The 21,802-nt window shown below is 44.7% G+C and carries 27 protein-coding genes; 24 read left to right on the top strand and 3 right to left on the bottom strand.

Going from position 1 to position 21,802, the window contains the following annotated elements; genetic code table 11:
* Positions 1-24 precede the first annotated feature (24 nt).
* The 5 genes from rho (at position 25) to HC660_RS18810 (ending at position 5,325) form a co-directional block, all read left to right on the top strand.
* Complete coding sequence (gene rho / locus HC660_RS18830) at positions 25-1,308, top strand: transcription termination factor Rho (RefSeq protein WP_010332253.1); 1,284 nt, start codon at positions 25-27, stop codon at positions 1,306-1,308.
* A gap of 118 nt (positions 1,309-1,426) precedes the next feature.
* Complete coding sequence (gene rpmE, locus HC660_RS18825) at positions 1,427-1,627, top strand: 50S ribosomal protein L31 (RefSeq protein ID WP_003151132.1); 201 nt, start codon at positions 1,427-1,429, stop codon at positions 1,625-1,627.
* 88 nt (positions 1,628-1,715) lie between these two features.
* Positions 1,716-2,303 carry a thymidine kinase gene (locus tag HC660_RS18820; protein WP_168748980.1) on the top strand — a complete coding sequence of 196 codons (588 nt, stop codon included), beginning with the start codon at positions 1,716-1,718 and terminating at the stop codon, positions 2,301-2,303.
* Positions 2,304-2,590: 287 nt separating this feature from the next.
* Positions 2,591-4,288, top strand: a complete 1,698-nt coding sequence (gene malS, locus HC660_RS18815) for an oxaloacetate-decarboxylating malate dehydrogenase (RefSeq protein WP_029441290.1) — start codon at positions 2,591-2,593, stop codon at positions 4,286-4,288.
* A gap of 80 nt (positions 4,289-4,368) precedes the next feature.
* Positions 4,369-5,325, top strand: coding sequence for an AEC family transporter (locus tag HC660_RS18810; RefSeq protein ID WP_010332250.1), 957 nt, complete (start codon positions 4,369-4,371; stop codon positions 5,323-5,325).
* Positions 5,326-5,360: 35 nt separating this feature from the next.
* On the opposite strand, the gene racA is transcribed toward HC660_RS18810, so the two are convergent.
* A complete protein-coding gene (gene racA / locus HC660_RS18805) occupies positions 5,361-5,915 on the bottom strand; it encodes a chromosome-anchoring protein RacA (RefSeq protein ID WP_168748979.1) in 555 nt (184 codons plus the stop codon).
* A 121-nt stretch (positions 5,916-6,036) separates the two neighbouring features.
* On the bottom strand, positions 6,037-6,426 hold the full coding sequence (gene gloA2 / locus HC660_RS18800; protein WP_211090776.1) for an SMU1112c/YaeR family gloxylase I-like metalloprotein: 390 nt from the start codon (positions 6,424-6,426) through the stop codon (positions 6,037-6,039).
* A 121-nt stretch (positions 6,427-6,547) separates the two neighbouring features.
* Between gloA2 and prfA the strand changes: the two genes are divergently transcribed.
* From prfA to HC660_RS18785, 3 genes are all read left to right on the top strand, one after another.
* Positions 6,548-7,618 (top strand): peptide chain release factor 1, encoded by a 1,071-nt coding sequence (gene prfA, locus HC660_RS18795; protein WP_010332247.1) that lies wholly within the window; start codon positions 6,548-6,550, stop codon positions 7,616-7,618.
* Between the two features lies 1 nt (position 7,619).
* Positions 7,620-8,486 carry a peptide chain release factor N(5)-glutamine methyltransferase gene (gene prmC, locus HC660_RS18790; RefSeq protein WP_168748977.1) on the top strand — a complete coding sequence of 289 codons (867 nt, stop codon included), beginning with the start codon at positions 7,620-7,622 and terminating at the stop codon, positions 8,484-8,486.
* Between the two features lie 73 nt (positions 8,487-8,559).
* Entirely contained in the window at positions 8,560-8,847 is a 288-nt protein-coding gene (locus HC660_RS18785) for a DUF5316 family protein (RefSeq protein WP_010332245.1), read from the top strand.
* A gap of 15 nt (positions 8,848-8,862) precedes the next feature.
* Here the strand turns inward: HC660_RS18785 and HC660_RS18780 are convergent, their stop codons facing one another.
* On the bottom strand, positions 8,863-9,228 hold the full coding sequence (locus tag HC660_RS18780; RefSeq protein ID WP_010332244.1) for a UPF0715 family protein: 366 nt from the start codon (positions 9,226-9,228) through the stop codon (positions 8,863-8,865).
* A gap of 140 nt (positions 9,229-9,368) precedes the next feature.
* On the opposite strand from HC660_RS18780, the gene spoIIR reads away from it, so the two are divergent.
* The 16 genes from spoIIR to atpG all read left to right on the top strand — a co-directional run bounded on the left by spoIIR (position 9,369) and on the right by atpG (position 21,779).
* The gene (gene spoIIR / locus HC660_RS18775) at positions 9,369-10,043 is read left to right on the top strand and encodes a stage II sporulation protein R (protein ID WP_010332243.1); all 675 of its coding nucleotides are present in this window, start codon (positions 9,369-9,371) and stop codon (positions 10,041-10,043) included.
* 67 nt (positions 10,044-10,110) lie between these two features.
* Complete coding sequence (locus HC660_RS18770) at positions 10,111-10,554, top strand: GNAT family N-acetyltransferase (RefSeq protein ID WP_010332242.1); 444 nt, start codon at positions 10,111-10,113, stop codon at positions 10,552-10,554.
* Between the two features lie 156 nt (positions 10,555-10,710).
* Positions 10,711-11,751 carry an L-threonylcarbamoyladenylate synthase gene (locus HC660_RS18765; RefSeq protein WP_168748976.1) on the top strand — a complete coding sequence of 347 codons (1,041 nt, stop codon included), beginning with the start codon at positions 10,711-10,713 and terminating at the stop codon, positions 11,749-11,751.
* Between the two features lie 77 nt (positions 11,752-11,828).
* Complete coding sequence (locus HC660_RS18760; protein WP_168748975.1) at positions 11,829-12,386, top strand: manganese efflux pump MntP; 558 nt, start codon at positions 11,829-11,831, stop codon at positions 12,384-12,386.
* A 74-nt stretch (positions 12,387-12,460) separates the two neighbouring features.
* Entirely contained in the window at positions 12,461-12,913 is a 453-nt protein-coding gene (locus HC660_RS18755) for a low molecular weight protein arginine phosphatase (RefSeq protein ID WP_168748974.1), read from the top strand.
* Between the two features lie 157 nt (positions 12,914-13,070).
* Positions 13,071-13,520, top strand: coding sequence for a ribose 5-phosphate isomerase B (gene rpiB / locus HC660_RS18750; protein ID WP_003221910.1), 450 nt, complete (start codon positions 13,071-13,073; stop codon positions 13,518-13,520).
* A 12-nt stretch (positions 13,521-13,532) separates the two neighbouring features.
* Entirely contained in the window at positions 13,533-14,075 is a 543-nt protein-coding gene (locus HC660_RS18745; protein WP_168748973.1) for a TIGR01440 family protein, read from the top strand.
* 208 nt (positions 14,076-14,283) lie between these two features.
* Positions 14,284-15,531, top strand: a complete 1,248-nt coding sequence (glyA, locus tag HC660_RS18740; RefSeq protein WP_168748972.1) for a serine hydroxymethyltransferase — start codon at positions 14,284-14,286, stop codon at positions 15,529-15,531.
* Between the two features lie 134 nt (positions 15,532-15,665).
* The gene (upp, locus tag HC660_RS18735) at positions 15,666-16,295 is read left to right on the top strand and encodes a uracil phosphoribosyltransferase (RefSeq protein ID WP_010332236.1); all 630 of its coding nucleotides are present in this window, start codon (positions 15,666-15,668) and stop codon (positions 16,293-16,295) included.
* 421 nt (positions 16,296-16,716) lie between these two features.
* Positions 16,717-17,100: an ATP synthase subunit I gene (gene atpI / locus HC660_RS18730; protein ID WP_010332235.1), complete on the top strand. Its 384-nt coding sequence runs from the start codon at positions 16,717-16,719 to the stop codon at positions 17,098-17,100.
* Between the two features lie 7 nt (positions 17,101-17,107).
* A complete protein-coding gene (atpB, locus tag HC660_RS18725) occupies positions 17,108-17,842 on the top strand; it encodes a F0F1 ATP synthase subunit A (protein ID WP_010332234.1) in 735 nt (244 codons plus the stop codon).
* 45 nt (positions 17,843-17,887) lie between these two features.
* On the top strand, positions 17,888-18,100 hold the full coding sequence (gene atpE / locus HC660_RS18720) for a F0F1 ATP synthase subunit C (protein WP_003151167.1): 213 nt from the start codon (positions 17,888-17,890) through the stop codon (positions 18,098-18,100).
* Positions 18,101-18,262: 162 nt separating this feature from the next.
* Positions 18,263-18,775: a F0F1 ATP synthase subunit B gene (gene atpF / locus HC660_RS18715; RefSeq protein ID WP_105990810.1), complete on the top strand. Its 513-nt coding sequence runs from the start codon at positions 18,263-18,265 to the stop codon at positions 18,773-18,775.
* A complete protein-coding gene (locus HC660_RS18710; RefSeq protein ID WP_168748971.1) occupies positions 18,772-19,317 on the top strand; it encodes a F0F1 ATP synthase subunit delta in 546 nt (181 codons plus the stop codon). Before atpF ends, HC660_RS18710 begins: the two co-directional genes overlap by 4 nt.
* A 16-nt stretch (positions 19,318-19,333) precedes the next feature.
* Positions 19,334-20,842, top strand: a complete 1,509-nt coding sequence (atpA, locus tag HC660_RS18705; RefSeq protein WP_010332231.1) for a F0F1 ATP synthase subunit alpha — start codon at positions 19,334-19,336, stop codon at positions 20,840-20,842.
* A gap of 76 nt (positions 20,843-20,918) precedes the next feature.
* On the top strand, positions 20,919-21,779 hold the full coding sequence (atpG, locus tag HC660_RS18700; protein ID WP_168748970.1) for an ATP synthase F1 subunit gamma: 861 nt from the start codon (positions 20,919-20,921) through the stop codon (positions 21,777-21,779).
* Positions 21,780-21,802: the final 23 nt, after the last annotated feature.

Genomic DNA, 21,802 nt, shown 5'->3' with positions numbered 1-21,802 from the left:
GACTATGAAAAGCGTGGTGTTTTTATGAAAGACGTATCTATTTCCTCTTTGGAAAATATGAAATTAAAAGAGCTATATGAACTTGCAAGACATTATAAAATCTCCTACTACAGCAAACTGACAAAAAAAGAACTGATTTTCGCTATTCTGAAAGCGAATGCAGAACAGGAAGATCTTTTGTTTATGGAAGGTGTTCTTGAGATCATCCAATCAGAGGGATTTGGCTTCCTGAGACCGATCAACTATTCTCCAAGCTCTGAAGACATTTACATCTCAGCTTCACAAATCCGCCGCTTCGATTTGCGGAATGGAGACAAAGTATCCGGCAAGGTTCGCCCGCCAAAAGAAAATGAGCGTTATTATGGACTTTTGCACGTTGAAGCAGTAAATGGAGATGATCCGGAATCCGCAAAAGAGCGTGTTCACTTCCCAGCCCTTACTCCACTTTATCCAGACCGCCATATGGTGCTCGAAACAAAACCGAATTTCTTGTCTACAAGAATTATGGACATGATGGCGCCGGTAGGCTTTGGCCAGCGCGGCTTGATTGTAGCGCCGCCGAAAGCCGGGAAAACGATGCTGCTGAAGGAAATCGCCAACAGCATTACAGCGAACCAGCCTGAAGCAGAGCTGATTGTCCTATTGATCGACGAAAGACCGGAAGAGGTTACGGACATTGAGCGTTCTGTTGCTGGGGATGTCGTCAGCTCGACGTTTGATGAAGTGCCGGAAAACCATATCAAAGTAGCCGAGCTTGTGCTTGAACGCGCTATGCGCCTCGTTGAGCACAAGAAAGACGTTATTATCCTGATGGACAGTATCACACGCCTTGCCCGTGCCTACAACCTAGTGATTCCGCCGAGCGGAAGAACACTGTCCGGAGGGATTGACCCGGCAGCGTTCCACCGTCCGAAGCGTTTCTTCGGGGCAGCGAGAAATATTGAAGAAGGCGGAAGCTTAACGATCCTCGCCACTGCTCTTGTTGATACAGGATCTCGTATGGATGATGTAATCTATGAAGAATTCAAGGGAACGGGCAACATGGAGCTTCATCTTGACCGCTCTCTGGCAGAACGCCGCATCTTCCCTGCAATCGATATTCGCCGTTCTGGAACGCGTAAGGAAGAGCTGCTTGTGCCTAAAGAGCATCTTGACCGTTTATGGTCTATCCGCAAAACGATGTCAGATTCGCCTGATTTCGCGGAAAAATTCATGAGAAAAATGAAAAAAACCAAAACAAACCAGGAATTTTTCGATATTCTCAATCAAGAATGGAAGCAGGCAAATCTATCATCAGCCAGAAGATAAAATCTATTTGCAAAAGAAGTAAATCACTGATATAATTTTCTCATATGCGTTTCGGACAATGCTCCGAAATAATAACTCTGTTTCCACACGGGATTCAGGGCGGAAGGAGATGGATACAATGAAAGCAGGAATTCATCCTAATTTCAAAAAAGCAACAGTTAAATGCGCTTGCGGAAATGAATTTGAAACAGGCTCAGTAAAAGAAGAGGTACGCGTTGAGATTTGCTCTGAATGCCACCCATTCTACACTGGCCGTCAAAAATTCGCTTCTGCTGATGGTCGTGTTGATCGCTTTAATAAAAAATACGGTCTTAAGTAATAATAGATTTTTCAACAGGCAAGAAGCAGTTCTTGCCTGTTTTTTGTATGTCAAAAACACAGCTGGCAGAGAGAGGGGAGCAGAGCCAATGTACATAATGAAGCAAAGCGGGTGGCTTGAGCTGATTTGCGGCAGTATGTTCTCGGGGAAATCTGAAGAGCTGATCAGAAGAGTGAAGAGAGCAACTTACGCCAAGCAGGAGGTCAGGGTCTTTAAACCTGTGATTGATAATCGATACAGCGAAGATGCTGTTGTCTCCCATAATGGAACATCTATGACGAGCTATGCCATTTCTTCGGCTGCGGACATTTGGGATCATATCAGTGAGAGCACGGATGTGATCGCAGTTGACGAGGTTCAATTCTTCGATCGGGCGATCATTGATGTTTTATCAGCACTTGCCGATAAAGGATATCGTGTGATCGCAGCAGGTCTTGATATGGACTTCAGAGGAGAGCCGTTCGGCGTTGTGCCGGATATTATGGCCATCGCTGAAAGTGTGACGAAGCTGCAGGCCGTCTGTTCCGTCTGCGGATCACCGGCAAGCAGAACACAGCGGCTCATTGACGGAAAGCCGGCTTCTTATGATGATCCGGTCATTCTGGTGGGGGCGTCTGAATCCTATGAAGCAAGATGCAGACACCACCACGAAGTTCCGGGAAAATCTAAAAACTAATGCAAAACATGGGTAAAAAGATAGAAAGCACCGGCTGAAAAGCTGGTGTTTTTTATATATTCTGATAACAATCAATTAAAAAATTTAAATAAGTGTATTAAAAAATTAAGTAATTTTCTTCCCTTGAATTTTGATTTTGACAGGCATAAAATAACTAACGTAATGTAAATAGTTTTGAGACATTGTTCGAATAATTGTCACAAAGTCGCATAAAGATCATGATCGGTTATTTTTAGATGAGTTATTACTTAACCTGGTTAACTATTTCAAGAAAGAAGGAGATTTGCTTGAATAACATAAAAAAAACTAAGGAAGGCCATTTAGAAACAACATTAAGAGGAAAAGAAGTTTTGTCTATTCCTACTTTAAACAAAGGTGTTGCTTTTACGTTAGAAGAAAGACAAGAACTTGGCTTAGAAGGACTTCTTCCGCCAACTGTACTTTCTCTTGATCAACAAGCAAAACGCGCATACGAGCAATTTAAAGCTCAGCCAGACCGCCTTCGTCAAAATGTTTACTTAAATGATCTTGCTAACCGCAATGAAGTTCTTTTCTATAAATTGCTGCAAAATCACCTGCGTGAAATGCTTCCTGTTGTATATACACCAACAGTTGGTGAAGCCATTCAAGAATACAGCCATGAATACAGAAGACCTCAAGGTATCTACTTGTCAATCGACAACATTGACGGTATTGAAAAGGCTTTTGAAAACCTTCATGCGACAGCAGGCGATATTGATCTTATCGTTGCAACTGACTCTGAAAGTATCCTTGGTATCGGTGACTGGGGAGTAGGCGGTATTAACATCGCTATCGGTAAATTGGCTGTTTACACTGCTGCAGCTGGTATTGACCCTAGCCGTGTTATTCCTGTAGTGCTTGATGTCGGTACAAACAACGAAAAACTTTTAAATGATCCTTTATATATTGGTAACCATCATGAACGTATCTCTGATGAACGTTACGAAGAATTCGTTGATGCGTATGTAAAAGCTGCGCTTAAATTCTTCCCTAAAGCGCTTCTTCACTGGGAAGACTTTGGTAACAAAAACGCGCGCAATATCATGAAAAAATACAACAACGAAATCCTGACATTCAACGATGATATTCAAGGTACAGGCGCAATTACACTAGCTGGTGTGCTTGCTGCTATGAAGAAAACAGGCGCATCTATTAAAGATCAGCGTGTAGTTGTCTTCGGTGCAGGTTCAGCTGGTATCGGTATTGCTGACCAGATCCGTGACACAATGGTGCTTGCTGGATTATCTGAAGAAGAAGCGAACAAAGCGTTCTTCACACTTGATTACAGAGGCCTGTTAACAGACGATATGGAAGGCATCCTTGATTTCCAAAAACCTTACCTTCGCAGTGCAGCAGAAGTGAAAGACTGGAAACGCGATGAAAAAGGTCAAATTCCATTCGATGAAGTGGTTCGCCAAGCGAAACCAACGATCTTAATCGGAACTTCAGGGGTTTCAGGAGCGTTCACAGAGGAAATTGTGAAAGAGATGGCATCTCACGTAGACCGTCCGGTGATCATGCCGATGTCTAACCCGACTCATCTTGCAGAAGCTGTTCCTGAAGATCTGTTCAAATGGACTGACGGAAAAGTGCTTGTAGCAACAGGAAGCCCATTTGACAATGTAGAGTACAATGGCGTTTCTTATGAAATCGGACAATCTAACAACGCATTCGCATTCCCTGGTCTTGGCCTTGGTTCAATCGTAGCTGAAGCGCGTGTTATTACACCTGCTATGTTTGCTGCAACAGCTGATGCGATTGCTGAAATGGTTGATTTTGAAACACCTGGAGCTGGATTGCTTCCAAGCATCGACAAGCTTCAAGAAGTATCTATTCAAGTTGCCATTGCTGTAGCTGAAGCAGCGATTAAAGACGGCGTAGCAAATCGTCAGCCTGAAGATGTAAAACAAGCTGTTCTTGATGCAATGTGGACACCTGAATACAAAAAAGTCATCGCAAAATAATAAGCGTGTAATTTTTCTGTCCGAGGGAAAGCTTTGTATAAAGCTAAAGTATACGGACATAGGATTTGGAGGAGAATATTTTGAGCATCTTAGATATCTTAATCCTCCTGGCACCGATCTTCTTTGTTATCGTGCTGGGTTGGTTTGCAGGACATTTCGGAAGTTATGATGCCAAGTCAGCAAAAGGGGTAAGTACGTTAGTAACGAAATACGCACTTCCAGCTCACTTTATCGCTGGTATTTTGACAACTTCCAGAAGTGAATTTTTATCACAAGTTCCATTAATGGTTTCTTTACTTATCGGGATTGTTGGTTTCTATATCATCATTTTATTGGTTTGCAGATTTGTCTTTAAGTATGATTTAACGAACTCATCCGTGTTTTCTTTGAACTCTGCACAGCCGACATTCGCATTTATGGGTATTCCTGTATTGGGAAGCTTGTTCGGTGCGCAAGAGGTTGCGATTCCGATCGCTGTAACAGGTATCGTTGTTAACGCGATTCTTGATCCGCTTGCGATTATTATAGCTACAGTGGGCGAGTCTTCTAAGAAAAACGGAGAGAGCGGCGACAGTTTTTGGAAGATGACAGGTAAATCCATTCTGCATGGTCTTTCCGAGCCTCTTGCTGCAGCTCCTTTAATCAGTATGATTCTAGTGCTTTGCGGTGTCACTCTTCCTGAGCTGGGTGTTAAAATGCTTGATCAGCTTGGTAGTACAACATCTGGTGTTGCTCTCTTTGCTGTCGGTGTTACCGTTGGTATTCGTAAGATTAAACTCAGTCTGCCGGCTATCGGTATTGCGTTACTAAAAGTTGCGGTTCAGCCTGCGTTAATGTTCCTGATTGCTCTTGCAGTCGGACTTCCAGCTGACCAAACAACAAAAGCAATCCTTCTTGTTGCATTCCCTGGTTCTGCCGTTGCAGCCATGATTGCGACTCGTTTCGAGAAACAAGAGGAAGAAACTGCGACTGCGTTTGTGATCAGTGCGATTCTGTCATTGATTTCACTTCCAATTATTATTGCGCTTACTGCGTAATCAAAAAAGCTCCCTTTACGGGGAGCTTTTTTACTTTACGTTTGAAATTTAAACAGTGACAGCAGCGGTTTTTTTCTTGTTTTTATTTTTTCGGATGAAGCAGCAGTCTCAGGGGTCGGCTGAGCGGTGAATTCTTTCATTTGTGAGGTCATTGATTGCAGGTCGGCAAGAATGTCATCGATTTCTCTTCTGTGCTGCAGAAGCTGATAGGATACGCCTTCATCGGCTTTTTGTTTAAGCTGGCGTTCCAATTCCTCAATTCTTGCCAGCAGCCCGTTTTCTTCCTGTTTTTGCTGTAATAAGGTGTCCAGCTTTTGTTCGAGCTGTTCGATTCTTTTCTCTGTATCACTGTTTGTTTTTTGGACAAGGAAGCCTGTGCGCTTCTTATTGCTCCGCGGCACATTAATATCCTGAAGCGCCGTGCCTTCAGAAATTTGTTTTTGAACAGATTTCAGGATTTGCACATCTTCAGCCGTAAACGAATAGTGTCCGAGCTCGTTCCGTTCAGCCGGAAGGTTCAGCTGCTTCACCCACCGCTGCACTGTTTTTGCGGAGACGCCGAGTTCACTTGCTACCATATTTGTATTCATGATCCCATACCTCCTTTTTAGCTAGGTATTCGACCATGGGGAGCGGTTCCCTTCCCATTAGACAAAACAAGAAAAGATTCGGCAAAGAAAGTGGGCATCCCCCTTTTTTCCTCAAAAACCATTATTGCTCATACAGCTCTAACGGAAGTTGATCGGGATCAAAAAAGAAGGTGAACCGCTTGCCTGTCAGCGGGTCTGTCCTAATGGGTTCTGTCTCGATTCCTTTTTCGTGAAGCTCCTGAACAGCCTGATCTAAGCTGCTGACCGTAAAGGCAAGATGTCGGAGCCCTGCACCTTCAGGCCGGGTTTGACGTGCGGGCGGATCAGGGAACGAAAACAGCTCAATGACGTACGTGCCGTTGAGCGACAAATCTAGCTTATAGGAGTCGCGCTCTTCTCGGTATGTTTCTTGTATCACCTGAAAACCGAGCTTATGTACGTAAAAAGCTTTCGACTTTTCATAATCTGAGCATATGATTGCAATATGATGTATAGATGTAAACAATACGATCCCTCCTCTTTTTCAGTATAGCAGAGGAGGCTTTTTTAACTGGGATTGAAATGCTTTTGACTGGCGATAGTCCCTATACTATAATGAGAATGTTACGCACAGGAAAACAGAGGTGAAGACCGTGTTAGACCGTTTAAAGTCAATCGAAGAACGATATGAAAAATTAAATGAGCTTTTAAGCGATCCAGAAGTTGTCAACGATCCCAAAAAGCTTAGAGAATATTCGAAAGAGCAATCTGATATACAAGAAACAGTTGACGTATATAGACAATACAGAGATGCGTCAGAACAGCTGGCTGATGCAAAAGCGATGCTTGAGGATAAGCTTGATGCTGAGATGCGCGACATGGTGAAGGAAGAGATTTCTGAACTCCAGAAAGAAACTGAAACACTGTCAGAACGTCTGAAGGTGCTCCTGATCCCGAAAGATCCTAATGATGATAAAAACGTTATCATGGAGATCCGCGGAGCGGCAGGCGGAGAGGAAGCCGCTTTATTTGCAGGCAACCTGTACAGAATGTATTCCCGCTATGCCGAGCTTCAAGGCTGGAAAACCGAGGTCATGGAAGCAAGTGTAACCGGAACGGGCGGCTACAAAGAGATCATCTTTATGATTACGGGCAGCGGCGCATATTCTAAGCTCAAGTATGAAAACGGCGCTCACCGTGTACAGCGTGTTCCGGAAACAGAATCAGGCGGCCGTATCCATACATCTACTGCAACAGTAGCATGTCTTCCTGAGGCCGAAGAGGTAGAGGTTGACATTCATGAGAAGGATATCCGCGTTGATACGTTTGCTTCTAGCGGACCGGGCGGACAAAGCGTGAACACGACAATGTCTGCCGTTCGTCTGACGCATTTGCCGACAGGCGTTGTCGTATCATGTCAGGATGAAAAATCTCAAATCAAGAACAAAGAAAAAGCGATGAAGGTTCTCCGCGCCAGAATCTATGATAAATTTCAGCAGGAAGCACAGGCTGAATATGATCAAACACGAAAATCGGCTGTCGGATCAGGTGACCGCTCTGAGCGTATCCGCACATACAACTTCCCGCAAAACCGTGTGACGGATCACAGAATCGGCCTGACCATTCAAAAGCTTGATCAGATTCTTGAAGGAAAACTGGACGAAGTGGTTGAAGCACTGATCGTAGAAGATCAGGCAAGCAAGCTTCAGCAGGCGGATAGTTAAGATGAAGACGATATTTGAAGCCCTGAAATGGGCTTCTTCTTATTTAACGGAAGCGGGAAGAGAAGAAAATGCAGCTGAGCTGCTTTTGCTTTATGATACCGGAATGGATAGAAGCAAGCTGCTCGCCAGCTTACAGGAACCGATTGGCGAAGATGAACTGTATCGCTTTGAACGCCACGTCGATATGCACAAAGAGGGCGTACCGGTTCAGTACATTATCGGAAGAGAGTTTTTTTACGGCCGTGAATTTATAGTAAATGATGACGTGCTGATCCCGCGTCCGGAAACGGAAGAGGTTGTCTACCATCTTCTTGAGAAATATAGAAGTGTCTTTTCTGAAGGAGAACAGCTCGATGTGGTAGATGTCGGCACCGGAAGCGGCGCAATAGCCGTCACGCTTGCACTGGAAAACAAAAACTTTTCTGTCTCAGCGATTGATATCTCCAAAGAGGCGCTGGACGTTGCTTTAGCCAACGCTGAAAAGCTCGGAGCGGAGGTGCATTTTCTTCAAGGCGACCTGCTTGAACCCTTTATTAAGGCAGGAAAAAAAGCGGATATTATTGTCTCAAACCCTCCGTATATTTCTGAAGAAGAAATGGCCGATTTATCTGAGACTGTCCGTTTCCATGAACCTTTGCATGCTCTCACTGACGGCGGAAACGGGCTGAAATTTTATAAGCGGTTTATGGAAGCCATTCCGCTGGTGATGAAGAATACCGCGCTTGTCGTCTTTGAAATCGGGTGGAAGCAGGGCGCAGCTGTAAAAGAGCTGATTCTGCATGCGTTTAAGGATGCGGAAGTTGAAGTCCTGAAGGATATTAACGGAAAAGACAGAACCATATGCGCGGTAATTCATAAGAATAAATAAGCAGCTTGCTGGTGAGTTGAGATAAGAACGGGACCATCAAGCTGTTTTAACACCAGCAAAGGGGATGTAAAAGATGAAAAAGGCCCTGACAGCAGGAATTTTACTTATTGCCATTGAAAGTATGGTGGGTTCGATTTTTGCGCATGCGATTTCTTATGAATTCATTTTCGGCATTGCATCTCTTGTTTTGATCGGGCTTGCCATTGTGACATCGGGTTTGGCTGTAAGCGGAAGCGACCAGCGGGCAAATTATCATTCAGAAACCAAAGAAGGCCGGACAGCCCGTTTGAAAATATCAGCTGCTTTCTTTGTTGCTGCCATACCTTCTATTCTATGTTATCTATTGACCGTTTTGATCTAATGAAAAAGGAAGCCCTTAAGAGGCTTCCTTTTTTTGCAGCAAAACAGAATCCCATATCCAGTAGACAACAGCTGTTAATACAGCGAAGATGTAAAAAGCTGTATTTTGAAGAAGGGATTGCCCGGAAGGCTGCAGCACGCCAAAGATGATCGCGTTGGCGATAAACGCCGCGGCAAGATAATACAGCAAGTACAAAGGGCTGAACCGTTTCGGCTTTTTATTCATCATGATTTGAAGCGGCAGCGCGAATAGTAGGTAAGGAAATAAGAAATAAAAGGCCATCGTTACGAGAGCAGCTATAATAAAGGAATGAATGTAAATAATCGAATAAAGAACTGACATCGTGAACGCTGACAGCAGCACTGTGTAATGATATTTCATTTTAAACCTCCTAAAACACTATCGTACCATAAATTAGATTCAAAGCTTGCTAGATTTTTTTGCCGCTGCAGGTTTACTCCATACGTTCCTTGTCCATAATAGGGCTAGATACAAAGCACGGAGAGGAACGGTGGGGACCGATGAAAAAAACAGTTATCATTTGTATATATATGTTTCTTTTATTATCTGGGGCACTCGTAGGGTTGGCGAAAGAAGAGACGGCACAGCAATCTGAAAATGAGCCGGTTGTCATTCCGGACGAGGCGATTCGCCTGAGAATATTGGCAAACAGCGATCGTGACGAGGACCAAGAATTAAAGCGTCGTATCAGAGACGCCGTCAATAAAGAAATCACAACATGGGTTAAGGATATTACTTCTATTGAAGAAGCGCGGCGTTTGATCCGCTCAAAGCTGCCTGAGATCAAGGAAATTGCAAAAGAAACCATGGAAAAAGAAGGCGCCAGCCAATCGATATCTGTTGATTTTGACAAAATCTCATTTCCGACAAAGCTTTACGGCAGCATGGTATATCCTGCTGGAGAATACGAAGCCATCCTGATCACGCTTGGTAACGGTGAAGGCGCGAATTGGTGGTGTGTATTATTCCCGCCGCTCTGCTTTCTTGATTTTTCAAACGGAGAAGCCGTAAAAGAACAAGAAGATAAAGAAGCCTCAAAAAAACAAACGGAAAAAGCTCTTGAGGACTTAACAGCCAAAGCGGAAAAAGCTGAAAAAGAAGATGAGAAAGAGAAAGAAGACGATACAGAAGTGAAATTCTTCGTTGTAGAATGGTTTTCCGATCTTTTTTCTTAATCACCAGGTCTAAAAATAGATTTGCCTCATAGATTGGAAGAAAGAACGCTGAAAACGGGGTGAACGAATGTTTTATCAACTGCGGGTGGCAAGGGAAAAGGACGGAGACATACTTGAGGAATTTTTAAAACAGGCCAAAACGAATCATGAGGGCGTAAGGGAAGGGTTCACGCAGTTTCTGATGCTGGAGGACAGCGAGAAGAACATAGCCGGCTGTCTAGGTATCGAAAAAATCAGCTGCGATCAAGCCCTGCTTCGCTCACTTGTGATATCGGACAAGCTTCACCAAGGTCATATTGTGTCGCTCTTTCAAAGCATGGAGGTGCTTTGTGAAAAGCATGAGATCAAAACGGTATATTTGGTAGCCAATCAGCATTCTTCAGCTGATTTCCTGGGGGCGATGGGATTTGAACGGGCGGAGAGTGTGCCGGAAGAGCTGTTTGCCTCGGATCATTTCTGTGAATCAAGGCAAGCGGAAGGGGCCGTCTTAATGAAAAAAGCATCTGGATAAGTGAGATTTATGCACAAACTTATCCACTTCTTTATATGCGTTGTCCACAATTTGTGGATAACGCTTGTTTTATTACAGGACATCTTTTATACTTTCAAAAGGATTACACGCGTAAAACGATCGTTTTATTGTTGTGAATAAGGAGTTTGGTCAGAAATGAAAACGAAAAGATGGTTTGTGGATGTAACTGGGGAGTTATCCACAAATGATCCACAAATTACACAAGCATCCGCTTTGCTCCGGGAAAATGAGGTTGTCGCCTTTCCGACAGAAACTGTATATGGTCTCGGCGCAAATGCGAAAAGTACAGATGCTGTCAAAAAAATATATGAAGCGAAAGGGCGGCCGAGTGATAATCCCCTGATTGTCCACATTGCGGATATCAGCCAGCTTGACGGCTTAACCGGTCCGGCGCCAGAAAAAGCGAAAATATTAATGAAGCACTTTTGGCCAGGGGCGCTTACACTTATTTTACCTTGTACACCTGGTGCGCTGTCACCCCGTGTAACCGCAGGACTGGATACAGTGGCCGTCAGAATGCCTGATCATCCTCTGGCTCTGGCACTCATCCGTGCCGCGGGTCTCCCGATTGCAGCGCCGAGTGCTAATTTATCGGGCAAACCAAGCCCGACAAAGGCTGAACACGTGGCTCACGACTTGGAGGGCCGCATAGCTGGAATAATGGATGGGGGAGCTACTGGAATCGGTGTCGAATCAACCGTACTTTCATGTGCGGGCGACATTCCTGTGCTCCTTCGTCCGGGCGGCATTACAAAAGAACAAATAGAAGCTGAAATCGGACCGATTCTTGTGGATAAAGGGCTTGCCGATCAAAATGAGAAGCCGATTTCTCCGGGAATGAAATATACACATTACGCGCCGTCAGCGCCGCTTGTTATTTCTGAAGGCAGCCCTGAGCGCATTCAAACGCTCATTCAAGAATATCAGCGGGGCGGAAAACGGGTCGGCGTCCTGACGACAGAAGAAAACGCAGATTTTTATTCAGCTGACTATGTTAAGAGCTGCGGCAGAAGAGATCAGCTTGAAACAGTCGCGGCAGCTCTTTATGATGCACTGCGCAGTTTTGATGAAGAAAAGGTTAATTTTATTATTGCAGAATCGTTTCCTGACACAGGCGTCGGACTTGCTATTATGAACAGGCTGATGAAAGCAGCCGGAGGAAGAGTGATTCGCTGACACAGTCAGAAGTTCTAACCCTTTTTGGACATGCATAGGCTAAAAAAGCGGGCGTGTCCAAGGGGGTTATGTATGTGATGTCGGATATGTTTATAGGCGAACTGATTACCTTAAGCATTATGGCGTTTGCTTTAGGAATGGATGCTTTTTCTGTGGGCCTCGGAATGGGTATGGTCAAACTCAGAAAAAAACAGATATTCTATATTGGGTTCATTATCGGTCTCTTTCACGTCATCATGCCTCTCGGAGGGATGGCGGCGGGAAATATGCTGTCAGGGCTCCTCGGTATGGTAGCAGTATATATCGGGGGTTCACTGCTGTTTGTTCTCGGTGTTCAAATGGTGATCGCATCTTTTAAACAGTCAGAAGAACGTTTGATGTCGCCGGCTGGGCCTGGCTTATTGTTATTTGCAGTCGGCGTCAGCCTCGATAGTTTCTCCGTCGGTCTGAGCCTAGGAATATACGGCTCGCACCCGCTTCTCACCATTACCCTGTTTGGGCTTTTCAGCATGATGTTGACTTGGCTGGGCCTGCTGATCGGAAAACAAGTGCAGTCCTGGCTCGGCTCATACAGTGAAGCGCTCGGGGGAACCATATTAATCGTATTTGGCCTTAAGCTGCTTTTGCCAATTTAATATACCAATAAAAGAAACGATGTCGCCGTTTCTTTTTTCTTCATATATAATAGAAAAAACAAGGGGTGACTGACATGAACATCATTTTTGTCTGTACTGGAAATACGTGCCGCAGTCCAATGGCTGAGGCGCTTTTTAAATCAATCGCTGAAACGGAAGGGCTGGATGTCAGCGTCCGCTCGGCAGGCGTATTTGCCTCACCTAACGGAAAAGCGTCGCCTCACGCGGTCGAAGCGCTTTTTGAAAAACGCATTGCCCTTAATCATGTTTCTTCGCCATTAACTGAAGAACATATGGAAGCGGCAGATTTGGTTCTGGCAATGACCCACCAGCACAAACAGGTCATCGTCAGCCAATTCGAACGTTATCGTGATAAAGTGTTTACGCTAAAAGAATACGTGACAGGCAGCCGGGGCGATATTATAGACCCGTTTGGCGGCACCATTGAGATCTATAAAGAAACGAGAGATGAGCTTGAAGCGCTTCTTCAGCAGCTTGCAGAACAATTGAAAAATGACGGTAAATAACTTGTCAGAGAATCTGCAAACAGGTCATTTGCAAATCCTGCGTGAAGGAGTAGAATATAGTGAAAAGCACATCGATATGGTGTGAATCAAAGAGCGGACAGGCTGCGCGGTCAACAAAGCGGGCGGGCCGCATTACATACGCTGGGAGGAAAAGCTGATGAAAGTAGCCATAGCATCGGATCATGGCGGCGTCCATATTCGAAACGAAATCAAAGAACTAATGGACGAATTGCAAATTGAGTATATTGATATGGGCTGTGACTGCGGCAGCGGATCTGTCGATTATCCGGACTACGCTTTTCCGGTGGCCGAGAAAGTAGTAAGCGGTGAAGTAGACAGAGGGATTTTAATTTGCGGGACAGGCATTGGCATGAGTATTTCCGCCAATAAAGTCAAAGGCATCCGCTGTGCGCTGGCACATGATACATTCAGTGCAAAGGCGACGAGAGAACATAATGATACAAATATCCTCGCGATGGGCGAACGCGTGATTGGACCCGGTTTGGCACGGGAAATTGCGAAAATCTGGCTGACCACTGAATTTACTGGCGGAAGACATCAGACCCGCATCGGAAAAATCTCGGACTATGAAGAGAAAAACCTGTAGGGGTGCTGTTCTATGAGTGAGATCACACAAACATGGAAGACGATGCTGTCGGAGTTTCAGGACAAAGCGGGATTGAGAGAAAATCAGATATTTGTCCTTGGGTGCAGCACAAGCGAAGTGGCCGGCAGCCATATCGGCACATCAGGCAGTACAGACATCGCGGCAAGCATCTACAGCGGACTTGCAGAGCTGAAGGAACAAACGGGAATCCATCTGGCGTTTCAATGCTGCGAGCATTTAAACAGAGCGCTTGTAGTGGAGGAAGAAACGGCCGAGCTGTTTAGGCTTCCGGCCGTTTCCGCAGTGCCTGTGCCAAAAGCCGGCGGGGCGATGGCTTCTTACGCGTTTAAGCAGATGAAGTCTCCTGTTCTGGTAGAAACCATTCAGGCAGATGCCGGAATAGATATAGGCGACACGTTTATCGGCATGCACTTAAAGCCGGTAGCTGTTCCTGTACGCATTTCTCAGAACAGTCTCGGTGCAGCCCATGTGACATTGGCGCGCACGCGGCCAAAGCTGATCGGCGGAATGCGGGCAGTTTATGAGTGTGAATGAGAAAGGACTGCATGGGCCAGTCTTTTCTTTCATTTGTGCGGCTAAAATAAATTCCGAACTTTAAATTAAATTTAAGTAATAAATATTCGTTTTTGCCAATAAAATTTTTGTTTTTTTGAAAATAATCTTTTACATGGGCCTAAAAAACCATGTACAATAGTGGTGGTAAAAACAAAGAACAGGATACGGATAGGAGAGGATCTCGCTGATGAAACATTTACCTGCGCAAGACGAACAGGTTTTTAACGCCATTAAAAATGAGCGTGAACGCCAACAGACGAAAATCGAATTGATTGCTTCTGAAAACTTTGTAAGTGAAGCGGTTATGGAAGCACAAGGTTCTGTTTTAACAAACAAATACGCTGAAGGATATCCTGGCAAACGCTATTATGGCGGATGTGAGCACGTCGATGTCGTTGAAGATATCGCTCGTGACCGCGCGAAGGAAATCTTTGGAGCGGAGCATGTAAACGTTCAGCCTCATTCAGGCGCACAAGCAAACATGGCTGTCTATTTCACGATTTTGGAACAAGGCGATACTGTACTTGGGATGAACCTCTCCCACGGCGGTCATTTAACACACGGAAGTCCAGTTAACTTCAGCGGTGTTCAATATAACTTTGTTGAGTACGGCGTAGATAAAGAAACTCAACATATTGATTACGATGACGTGCGTGAAAAAGCCCTCGCTCACAAGCCTAAGCTAATTGTGGCAGGAGCAAGTGCGTATCCTCGTACAATTGACTTTAAGAAATTCCGTGAAATTGCTGATGAAGTCGGCGCTTACTTTATGGTGGATATGGCGCATATCGCAGGACTTGTTGCGGCAGGCCTCCATCCAAACCCGGTTCCTTACGCTGATTTCGTTACAACAACGACACATAAAACACTTCGCGGACCTCGCGGCGGTATGATCCTTTGCCGTGAAGAGTTCGGAAAGAAAATTGATAAGTCCATCTTCCCTGGCATTCAAGGCGGCCCGCTGATGCATGTAATTGCCGCAAAAGCTGTTTCATTCGGCGAAGTATTGCGTGATGATTTCAAAACGTACGCACAAAACGTGATTTCAAATGCGAAGCGTCTTGCAGAATCATTAACAAAAGAGGGCATTCAGCTCGTTTCAGGCGGAACTGACAACCACCTCATCCTGGTTGATCTTCGTTCTCTCGGACTGACAGGTAAGGTTGCAGAGCATGTGCTTGATGAAATCGGGATTACATCAAACAAAAACGCGATTCCATACGATCCTGAAAAACCGTTCGTAACAAGCGGTATCCGTCTCGGAACAGCTGCTGTGACAAGCCGCGGTTTTGACGGAGAGGCAGTGGATGAAGTCGGTGCCATCATTGCGCTTGCATTGAAAAACCACGAAGATGAAGGAAAACTTGAAGAAGCAAGACAGCGCGTAGCTGCTCTGACTGGCAAGTTCCCTCTATATAAAGAATTAGATTACTAAGATTGAAAAACCCGCTCGGGCTTATGCCCGGCGGGTTTTTTGACGATGTTCTTGAAACTCAATGTCTTTTTTTGTAGAATCAATAGAAGTGTGAAATTGTCGATGGGACAATAAAAAAGGAGCTGAAACACAGTATGGGAAAGGTTTATGTATTTGATCATCCTTTAATTCAGCATAAGCTGACATATATTCGGAATGTAGAGACAGGCACGAAGGATTTTAGAGAGCTTGTAGACGAAGTCGCCACGCTTATGGCGTTTGAAATTACCCGTGATCTCCCTCTAGAGGAAGTGGATATCAACACACCGGTTCAGGCTGCAAAATCGAAAGTCATCTCAGGGAAAAAACTGGGGGTAGTTCCTATTCTCAGAGCAGGTTTAGGAATGGTTGAAGGCATCTTAAAACTGATCCCTGCGGCAAAAGTGGGACATGTCGGTCTGTACCGTGATCCTGAAACCTTAAAACCCGTGGAATACTATGTGAAGCTTCCTTCTGATGTGGAAGAGCGTGAATTCATCGTGGTTGACCCGATGCTGGCTACAGGCGGTTCCGCAGTTGAAGCGATTAACAGCCTCAAAAAACGCGGTGCGAAAAACATCCGTTTCATGTGTCTCGTAGCTGCGCCTGAAGGTGTGGAAGAATTGCAGAAGCATCATTCTGACGTGGATATTTACATAGCGGCGCTTGATGAAAAATTAAATGAAAAAGGTTATATTGTTCCGGGTCTCGGAGATGCAGGAGACCGTATGTTCGGAACAAAATAAAAAAGAAAACCCGCCAACGGGTTTTCTTTTTTTATTATCCAGTTTTTTGCTATTCGGTGAATCTCTATACAATTATAGGTGAAAATGTGAACATTCTGTGGAGGCTTACAGTATAAAAAGTTTTTTAACTTTAAACAGATTGACACATGTTAGGGGCTATTGTATGCTAAACGAGGGTATTATGAGAAGGTTTTCATAGCTTTCATTATAGTCCTCATCCCCAATGTAAATCCTCCCAGAAAACCCGTTTTATGAGGATTTATTCAAGCGAATGAAACAGCATCCCTGCAAGGCTTGCGGATGAATGATTTTTTCGAACAGGCCCGTTTTGCCGGACAAAAAAGGTCTTCTACTAGGGTTAACCGCTGATTTTGCCGTATCCAAGAAATACATTATTTTTTCATCAGGAGACAGATAGTTGATGGACGATCCCAAGCTACAATTTAGCAGACAACGAAAATATCTATTGTTCATTTTAGCAGCGTATGTACTGGGTTATGGTTTAACAGCGTATAAAACCGTTTTTTTAGGCCTTATTCTGGGAACTGTTTTCAGTTTGTTTAATTTTTTACTGCTCGTCAGAAGAATGAATGCTTTTGACAGGGCCGTTGCGAAAGGCAAGTCCATACGATCCCTTGGGAGCGCAGCGCGGTGGTGCAATGCGATACTTGCTGCGGCTGTTGCCTATAAATATCCCGAGCATTTTCATATGGCAAGCACAGTTATTGGATTAATGACAATTTATCCTGTCATTATGATAGATTCCTTTATCCAGCTTAAACGTTCATCAATGGAAGAGAGGTGAAAACCCTTTGAATCATGAATACAGAACTATTGAATTACTAGGTCTTACTTTTAATCTGACAAACATTCTGATGATTACTGTGGCGAGTGTGATCGTGTTATTGATTGCCATCCTTACCACAAGAACGCTTTCGATCCGTCCGGGAAAAGCCCAGAACTTTATGGAATGGATTGTTGATTTTGTCCGCAATATTATCGGCAGTACAATGGATTTGAAAACAGGGGCTAACTTCTTGGCACTTGGTGTCACATTGCTGATGTACATATTTGTGTCGAATATGCTGGGGCTGCCGTTCTCTGTCACAATCGGACATGAGCTCTGGTGGAAATCTCCGACAGCCGATCCTGCCATTACATTAACGCTTGCCGTAATGGTTGTCGCTTTAACCCATTATTATGGTGTAAAGATGAAAGGGCTCAAGGAATATTCCAAGGAGTATTTGAGACCTGTTCCGTTCATGCTCCCGATGAAAATCATAGAAGAGTTTGCAAATACGCTGACTCTCGGTTTGCGGCTTTATGGTAACATCTTCGCCGGTGAGATTCTTCTCGGCCTGCTTGCGGGATTAGCGACAAGCTTCTATTCGCAAAGCGTGGTTCTCGGACTTGTCGGTACAATCGGCGCCATTCTGCCGATGCTGGCATGGCAGGCATTCAGTTTATTTATAGGTGCCATCCAGGCGTTTATCTTTACGATGCTGACGATGGTGTACATGTCTCATAAAATCAGTAATGATCATTAAAACATTATATCCAAACGGATAACATTTTAAAGGAGGAACTTTTTCATGAATTTAATAGCAGCTGCGATTGCAATTGGTTTAGGCGCACTTGGTGCAGGTATTGGTAACGGTTTGATTGTTTCACGTACGGTAGAGGGGATTGCCCGTCAGCCGGAGGCAGGTAAAGAACTTAGAACTCTTATGTTCATGGGTATCGCATTAGTTGAGGCCCTTCCTATTATCGCTGTCGTTATCGCATTCTTAGCGTTCTTTGGCTAAGCATAAAAGCCTTATATGAACTAAAAATGGCGAAGATCATTCCAAGAGAACCTTCGCCATTGCTTTATGTCTGATAAGCATCCCGCCTTGCCGGCTGAAAAGAGACAAGTGCGGCTGCTGGATCAGCAAAGAAAAACCTGCAGAAGGGAGTTGCCGTAGTAGATGTCTCAATTACCACTTGAACTAGGACTGTCGTTTAACGGCGGAGATATCCTGTTCCAACTGTTAGCTATGTTAATTTTATTAGCGCTTCTGAAGAAATACGCTTTAGGGCCGCTATTAAACATAATGAAACAGCGTGAAGATCATATCGCTGGAGAAATTACGTCTGCTGAAGAAAAAAATAAAGAAGCGCAGCAGCTGATTGATGAGCAGCGCGCTCTGTTAAAAGAAGCAAGACAGGAATCCCAAACGCTTATCGAAAATGCGAAGAAACTGGGAGAGAACCAAAAAGAAGAGATTATTCAGGCTGCGCGTGCAGAATCTGAACGTCTGAAAGAAGCAGCCAGAACTGAAATCGTGAAGGAAAAAGAACAGGCGGTTTCTGCTCTCCGTGAGCAAGTAGCGTCTCTTTCTGTCATGATTGCGTCGAAAGTAATCGAAAAAGAACTGGATGAACAAGCTCAAGAGAAATTGATCCAGGACTATCTTAAAGAGGTAGGAGAAAGCCGATGAGTGGATCAGCTGTCTCTAAACGATATGCATCAGCTCTTTTCGATATTGCCAATGAGTCCTCTCAGCTCAATCAGGTAGAAGAAGAGCTAAAAGTTGTAAAAGAAGTATTTCAAAATGAAAAAGCGCTAAATGATGTGTTAAACCATCCGAAGGTGCCGGGCACAAAGAAAAAAGAGCTCATCCAAAATGCTTTTGGATCTTTATCACAGTCCGTGCTCCATACGATTTTTCTTTTGATTGACCGTCATCGGGCAACAATTGTGCCTGATCTCACAGATGAGTTTGTGAAACTCGCAAATGAGGCCCGTCAAACAGAAGACGCAATTGTATATTCAGTTAAACCACTGACGGATGCGGAAATTTCTTCATTATCACAAGTGTTTGCAAAAAAAGCCGGAGTCGCTTCACTGAGAATCAGAAATGAAGTGCAGACGGATTTAATAGGCGGCATTAAAGTCCGCATTGGAAACCGGATTTTTGACGGCAGCGTAAGCGGAAAGCTTCATCGCATTGAACGTCAACTTGCCGGGGAAAATCGATAGAAGGGGTGAAACCTAAGTGAGCATCAAAGCTGAAGAGATTAGCACGCTGATAAAACAGCAAATACAAAATTATCAATCTGAAATTGAAGTTCATGACGTAGGTACAGTCATCCAAGTCGGTGACGGTATTGCTCGTGTACACGGTCTTGACAACTGTATGGCCGGTGAACTTGTTGAATTTTCAAACGGCGTTTTGGGTATGGCTCAAAACCTTGAAGAATCAAACGTAGGTATCGTTATCTTAGGACCTTACACAGAGATCCGTGAAGGGGACGAAGTAAAAAGAACAGGCCGCATCATGGAGGTTCCTGTCGGTGAAGAGTTAATCGGCCGTATTGTGAACCCGTTAGGTCAGCCGGTAGACGGTCTTGGCCCGATCCTCACAAGCAAAACACGTCCGATCGAAAGCCAGGCACCTGGTGTTATGGACCGTAAATCCGTTCATGAACCGCTTCAAACTGGTATTAAAGCAATTGATGCACTGATTCCAATCGGCCGCGGCCAGCGTGAGCTGATCATCGGTGACCGTCAAACAGGTAAAACATCTGTTGCGATCGATTCGATCTTAAACCAAAAAGGCCAAGACATGATCTGCGTTTATGTAGCGATCGGTCAAAAAGAATCTACAGTCCGCGGCGTAGTTGAAACATTGCGTAAGCACGGCGCGCTTGATTATACAATTGTCGTAACGGCGTCTGCGTCACAGCCGGCACCGCTTCTGTACCTTGCTCCGTATGCAGGGGTTACAATGGCAGAAGAATTTATGTACAATGGCAAGCACGTTCTTGTTGTATACGATGATCTTTCTAAACAAGCGGCTGCTTACCGTGAGCTGTCCTTGCTTCTTCGCCGTCCGCCAGGCCGTGAAGCGTTCCCGGGGGATGTATTCTATCTTCATTCCCGTCTGCTTGAGCGTGCAGCAAAGCTTAGCGACGCGAAAGGCGCAGGATCAATTACAGCTCTGCCGTTCGTAGAAACTCAAGCCGGAGATATCTCAGCGTATATCCCGACAAACGTTATTTCCATCACTGACGGACAGATCTTCCTGCAATCTGATTTGTTCTTCTCAGGCGTACGCCCAGCGATCAACGCTGGATTGTCTGTATCACGTGTCGGCGGTTCCGCGCAAATCAAAGCGATGAAAAAAGTATCAGGAACATTGCGTCTTGATCTTGCATCATACCGTGAGCTGGAAGCATTCGCTCAATTCGGATCTGACCTCGACCAAGCGACTCAGGCGAAACTGAACCGCGGTGCGCGTACAGTTGAAGTGCTGAAGCAGGATCTGAACAAGCCGCTTCCGGTTGAAAAACAGGTAGCCATTCTTTATGCGCTGACAAAAGGATATCTTGATGATATTCCTGTAGCGGACATCAGACGTTTTGAAGAAGAGTACTACATGTACCTTGACCAAAACCATAAAGAACTGCTTGACGGAATTGCAAAAACAGGGAACCTTCCTGCTGATGAAGACTTCGCAGCTGCAATCGAAGGCTTCAAACGCACATTTGCACCAAGCAACTAACTCGAATGCTGATGAGAGAAAAAGGTTCTCTTTTTCTCTCTTTTTACGCAAATGAAGAGAAAAGGTGGTGAAATCTTTGGCCTCATTACGCGATATTAAGTCAAGGATCACGTCAACGAAAAAAACGAGCCAGATTACAAAAGCCATGCAGATGGTATCTGCAGCTAAGCTGAATCGTGCTGAAAACAACGCAAAATCATTTGTGCCATATATGGATAAGATCCAAGAGGTTGTATCAAATGTCGGAAAAGTATCCGGCAGCGCGAAACATCCGATGCTTCTCAGCAGAGAAGTGAAAAAGACGGCATACCTCGTCATTACATCTGACCGCGGTCTTGCTGGCGCTTTTAACAGTTCGGTTTTACGAAGTGCTTATCAGGCCATTCAAGAACGTCATCAGTCTAAGGATGAGTATGCAGTGATCGTTATCGGACGAGTGGGCCGTGATTTCTTTAAAAAACGCGATATTCCGATCATTTCCGAGCTAACAGGACTTGGAGACGAAGTGTCGTTTTCAGAAATTAAGGACCTTGCCCGTCAAACGATTCAAATGTTTATAGACGGTGCATTTGATGAATTGCACCTTGTATATAACCATTATGTCAGCGCCATTTCTCAAGAAGTGACGGAGAAAAAACTTCTGCCGCTATCTGATTTGGGCGGCGGCGGAGAAAGAACGGCTTCTTATGAATTTGAACCATCTGAAGAGGAGGTTCTGGAGGTTTTGCTTCCTCAATACGCAGAAAGCTTAATCTTCGGTGCGCTTCTTGACAGTAAAGCAAGTGAACATGCTGCGAGAATGACGGCGATGAAAAACGCGACAGACAATGCGAAGGATCTTATCGATTCACTTTCGCTTTCTTACAACCGCGCTCGCCAAGCAGCGATTACACAAGAAATTACGGAAATTGTCGGCGGAGCAGCCGCTTTAGAATAGAAAGATTTTGTCAGGAGGGATAG

It is taken from the genome of Bacillus mojavensis, from assembly GCF_012648005.1.
GTDB lineage: Bacteria > Bacillota > Bacilli > Bacillales > Bacillaceae > Bacillus > Bacillus mojavensis.
This window is presented reverse-complemented; position numbering and strand designations above follow the sequence as displayed.

Coding starts and splice junctions, on each gene's coding strand:
- atpE (WP_003151167.1), top strand. CDS start 17,888: ATGAATTTAATAGCAGCTGCGATTGCAATTGGTTTAGGCGCACTTGGT.
- glyA (WP_168748972.1), top strand. CDS start 14,284: ATGAAACATTTACCTGCGCAAGACGAACAGGTTTTTAACGCCATTAAA.
- HC660_RS18755 (WP_168748974.1), top strand. CDS start 12,461: ATGAACATCATTTTTGTCTGTACTGGAAATACGTGCCGCAGTCCAATG.
- HC660_RS18780 (WP_010332244.1), bottom strand. CDS start 9,228: ATGAAATATCATTACACAGTGCTGCTGTCAGCGTTCACGATGTCAGTT.
- HC660_RS18820 (WP_168748980.1), top strand. CDS start 1,716: ATGTACATAATGAAGCAAAGCGGGTGGCTTGAGCTGATTTGCGGCAGT.
- atpI (WP_010332235.1), top strand. CDS start 16,717: ATGGACGATCCCAAGCTACAATTTAGCAGACAACGAAAATATCTATTG.
- HC660_RS18770 (WP_010332242.1), top strand. CDS start 10,111: ATGTTTTATCAACTGCGGGTGGCAAGGGAAAAGGACGGAGACATACTT.
- racA (WP_168748979.1), bottom strand. CDS start 5,915: ATGAATACAAATATGGTAGCAAGTGAACTCGGCGTCTCCGCAAAAACA.
- prmC (WP_168748977.1), top strand. CDS start 7,620: ATGAAGACGATATTTGAAGCCCTGAAATGGGCTTCTTCTTATTTAACG.
- spoIIR (WP_010332243.1), top strand. CDS start 9,369: ATGAAAAAAACAGTTATCATTTGTATATATATGTTTCTTTTATTATCT.
- rho (WP_010332253.1), top strand. CDS start 25: ATGAAAGACGTATCTATTTCCTCTTTGGAAAATATGAAATTAAAAGAG.
- rpiB (WP_003221910.1), top strand. CDS start 13,071: ATGAAAGTAGCCATAGCATCGGATCATGGCGGCGTCCATATTCGAAAC.
- HC660_RS18785 (WP_010332245.1), top strand. CDS start 8,560: ATGAAAAAGGCCCTGACAGCAGGAATTTTACTTATTGCCATTGAAAGT.
- HC660_RS18710 (WP_168748971.1), top strand. CDS start 18,772: ATGAGTGGATCAGCTGTCTCTAAACGATATGCATCAGCTCTTTTCGAT.
- HC660_RS18745 (WP_168748973.1), top strand. CDS start 13,533: ATGAGTGAGATCACACAAACATGGAAGACGATGCTGTCGGAGTTTCAG.
- rpmE (WP_003151132.1), top strand. CDS start 1,427: ATGAAAGCAGGAATTCATCCTAATTTCAAAAAAGCAACAGTTAAATGC.
- atpF (WP_105990810.1), top strand. CDS start 18,263: ATGTCTCAATTACCACTTGAACTAGGACTGTCGTTTAACGGCGGAGAT.
- HC660_RS18760 (WP_168748975.1), top strand. CDS start 11,829: ATGTCGGATATGTTTATAGGCGAACTGATTACCTTAAGCATTATGGCG.
- upp (WP_010332236.1), top strand. CDS start 15,666: ATGGGAAAGGTTTATGTATTTGATCATCCTTTAATTCAGCATAAGCTG.
- HC660_RS18765 (WP_168748976.1), top strand. CDS start 10,711: ATGAAAACGAAAAGATGGTTTGTGGATGTAACTGGGGAGTTATCCACA.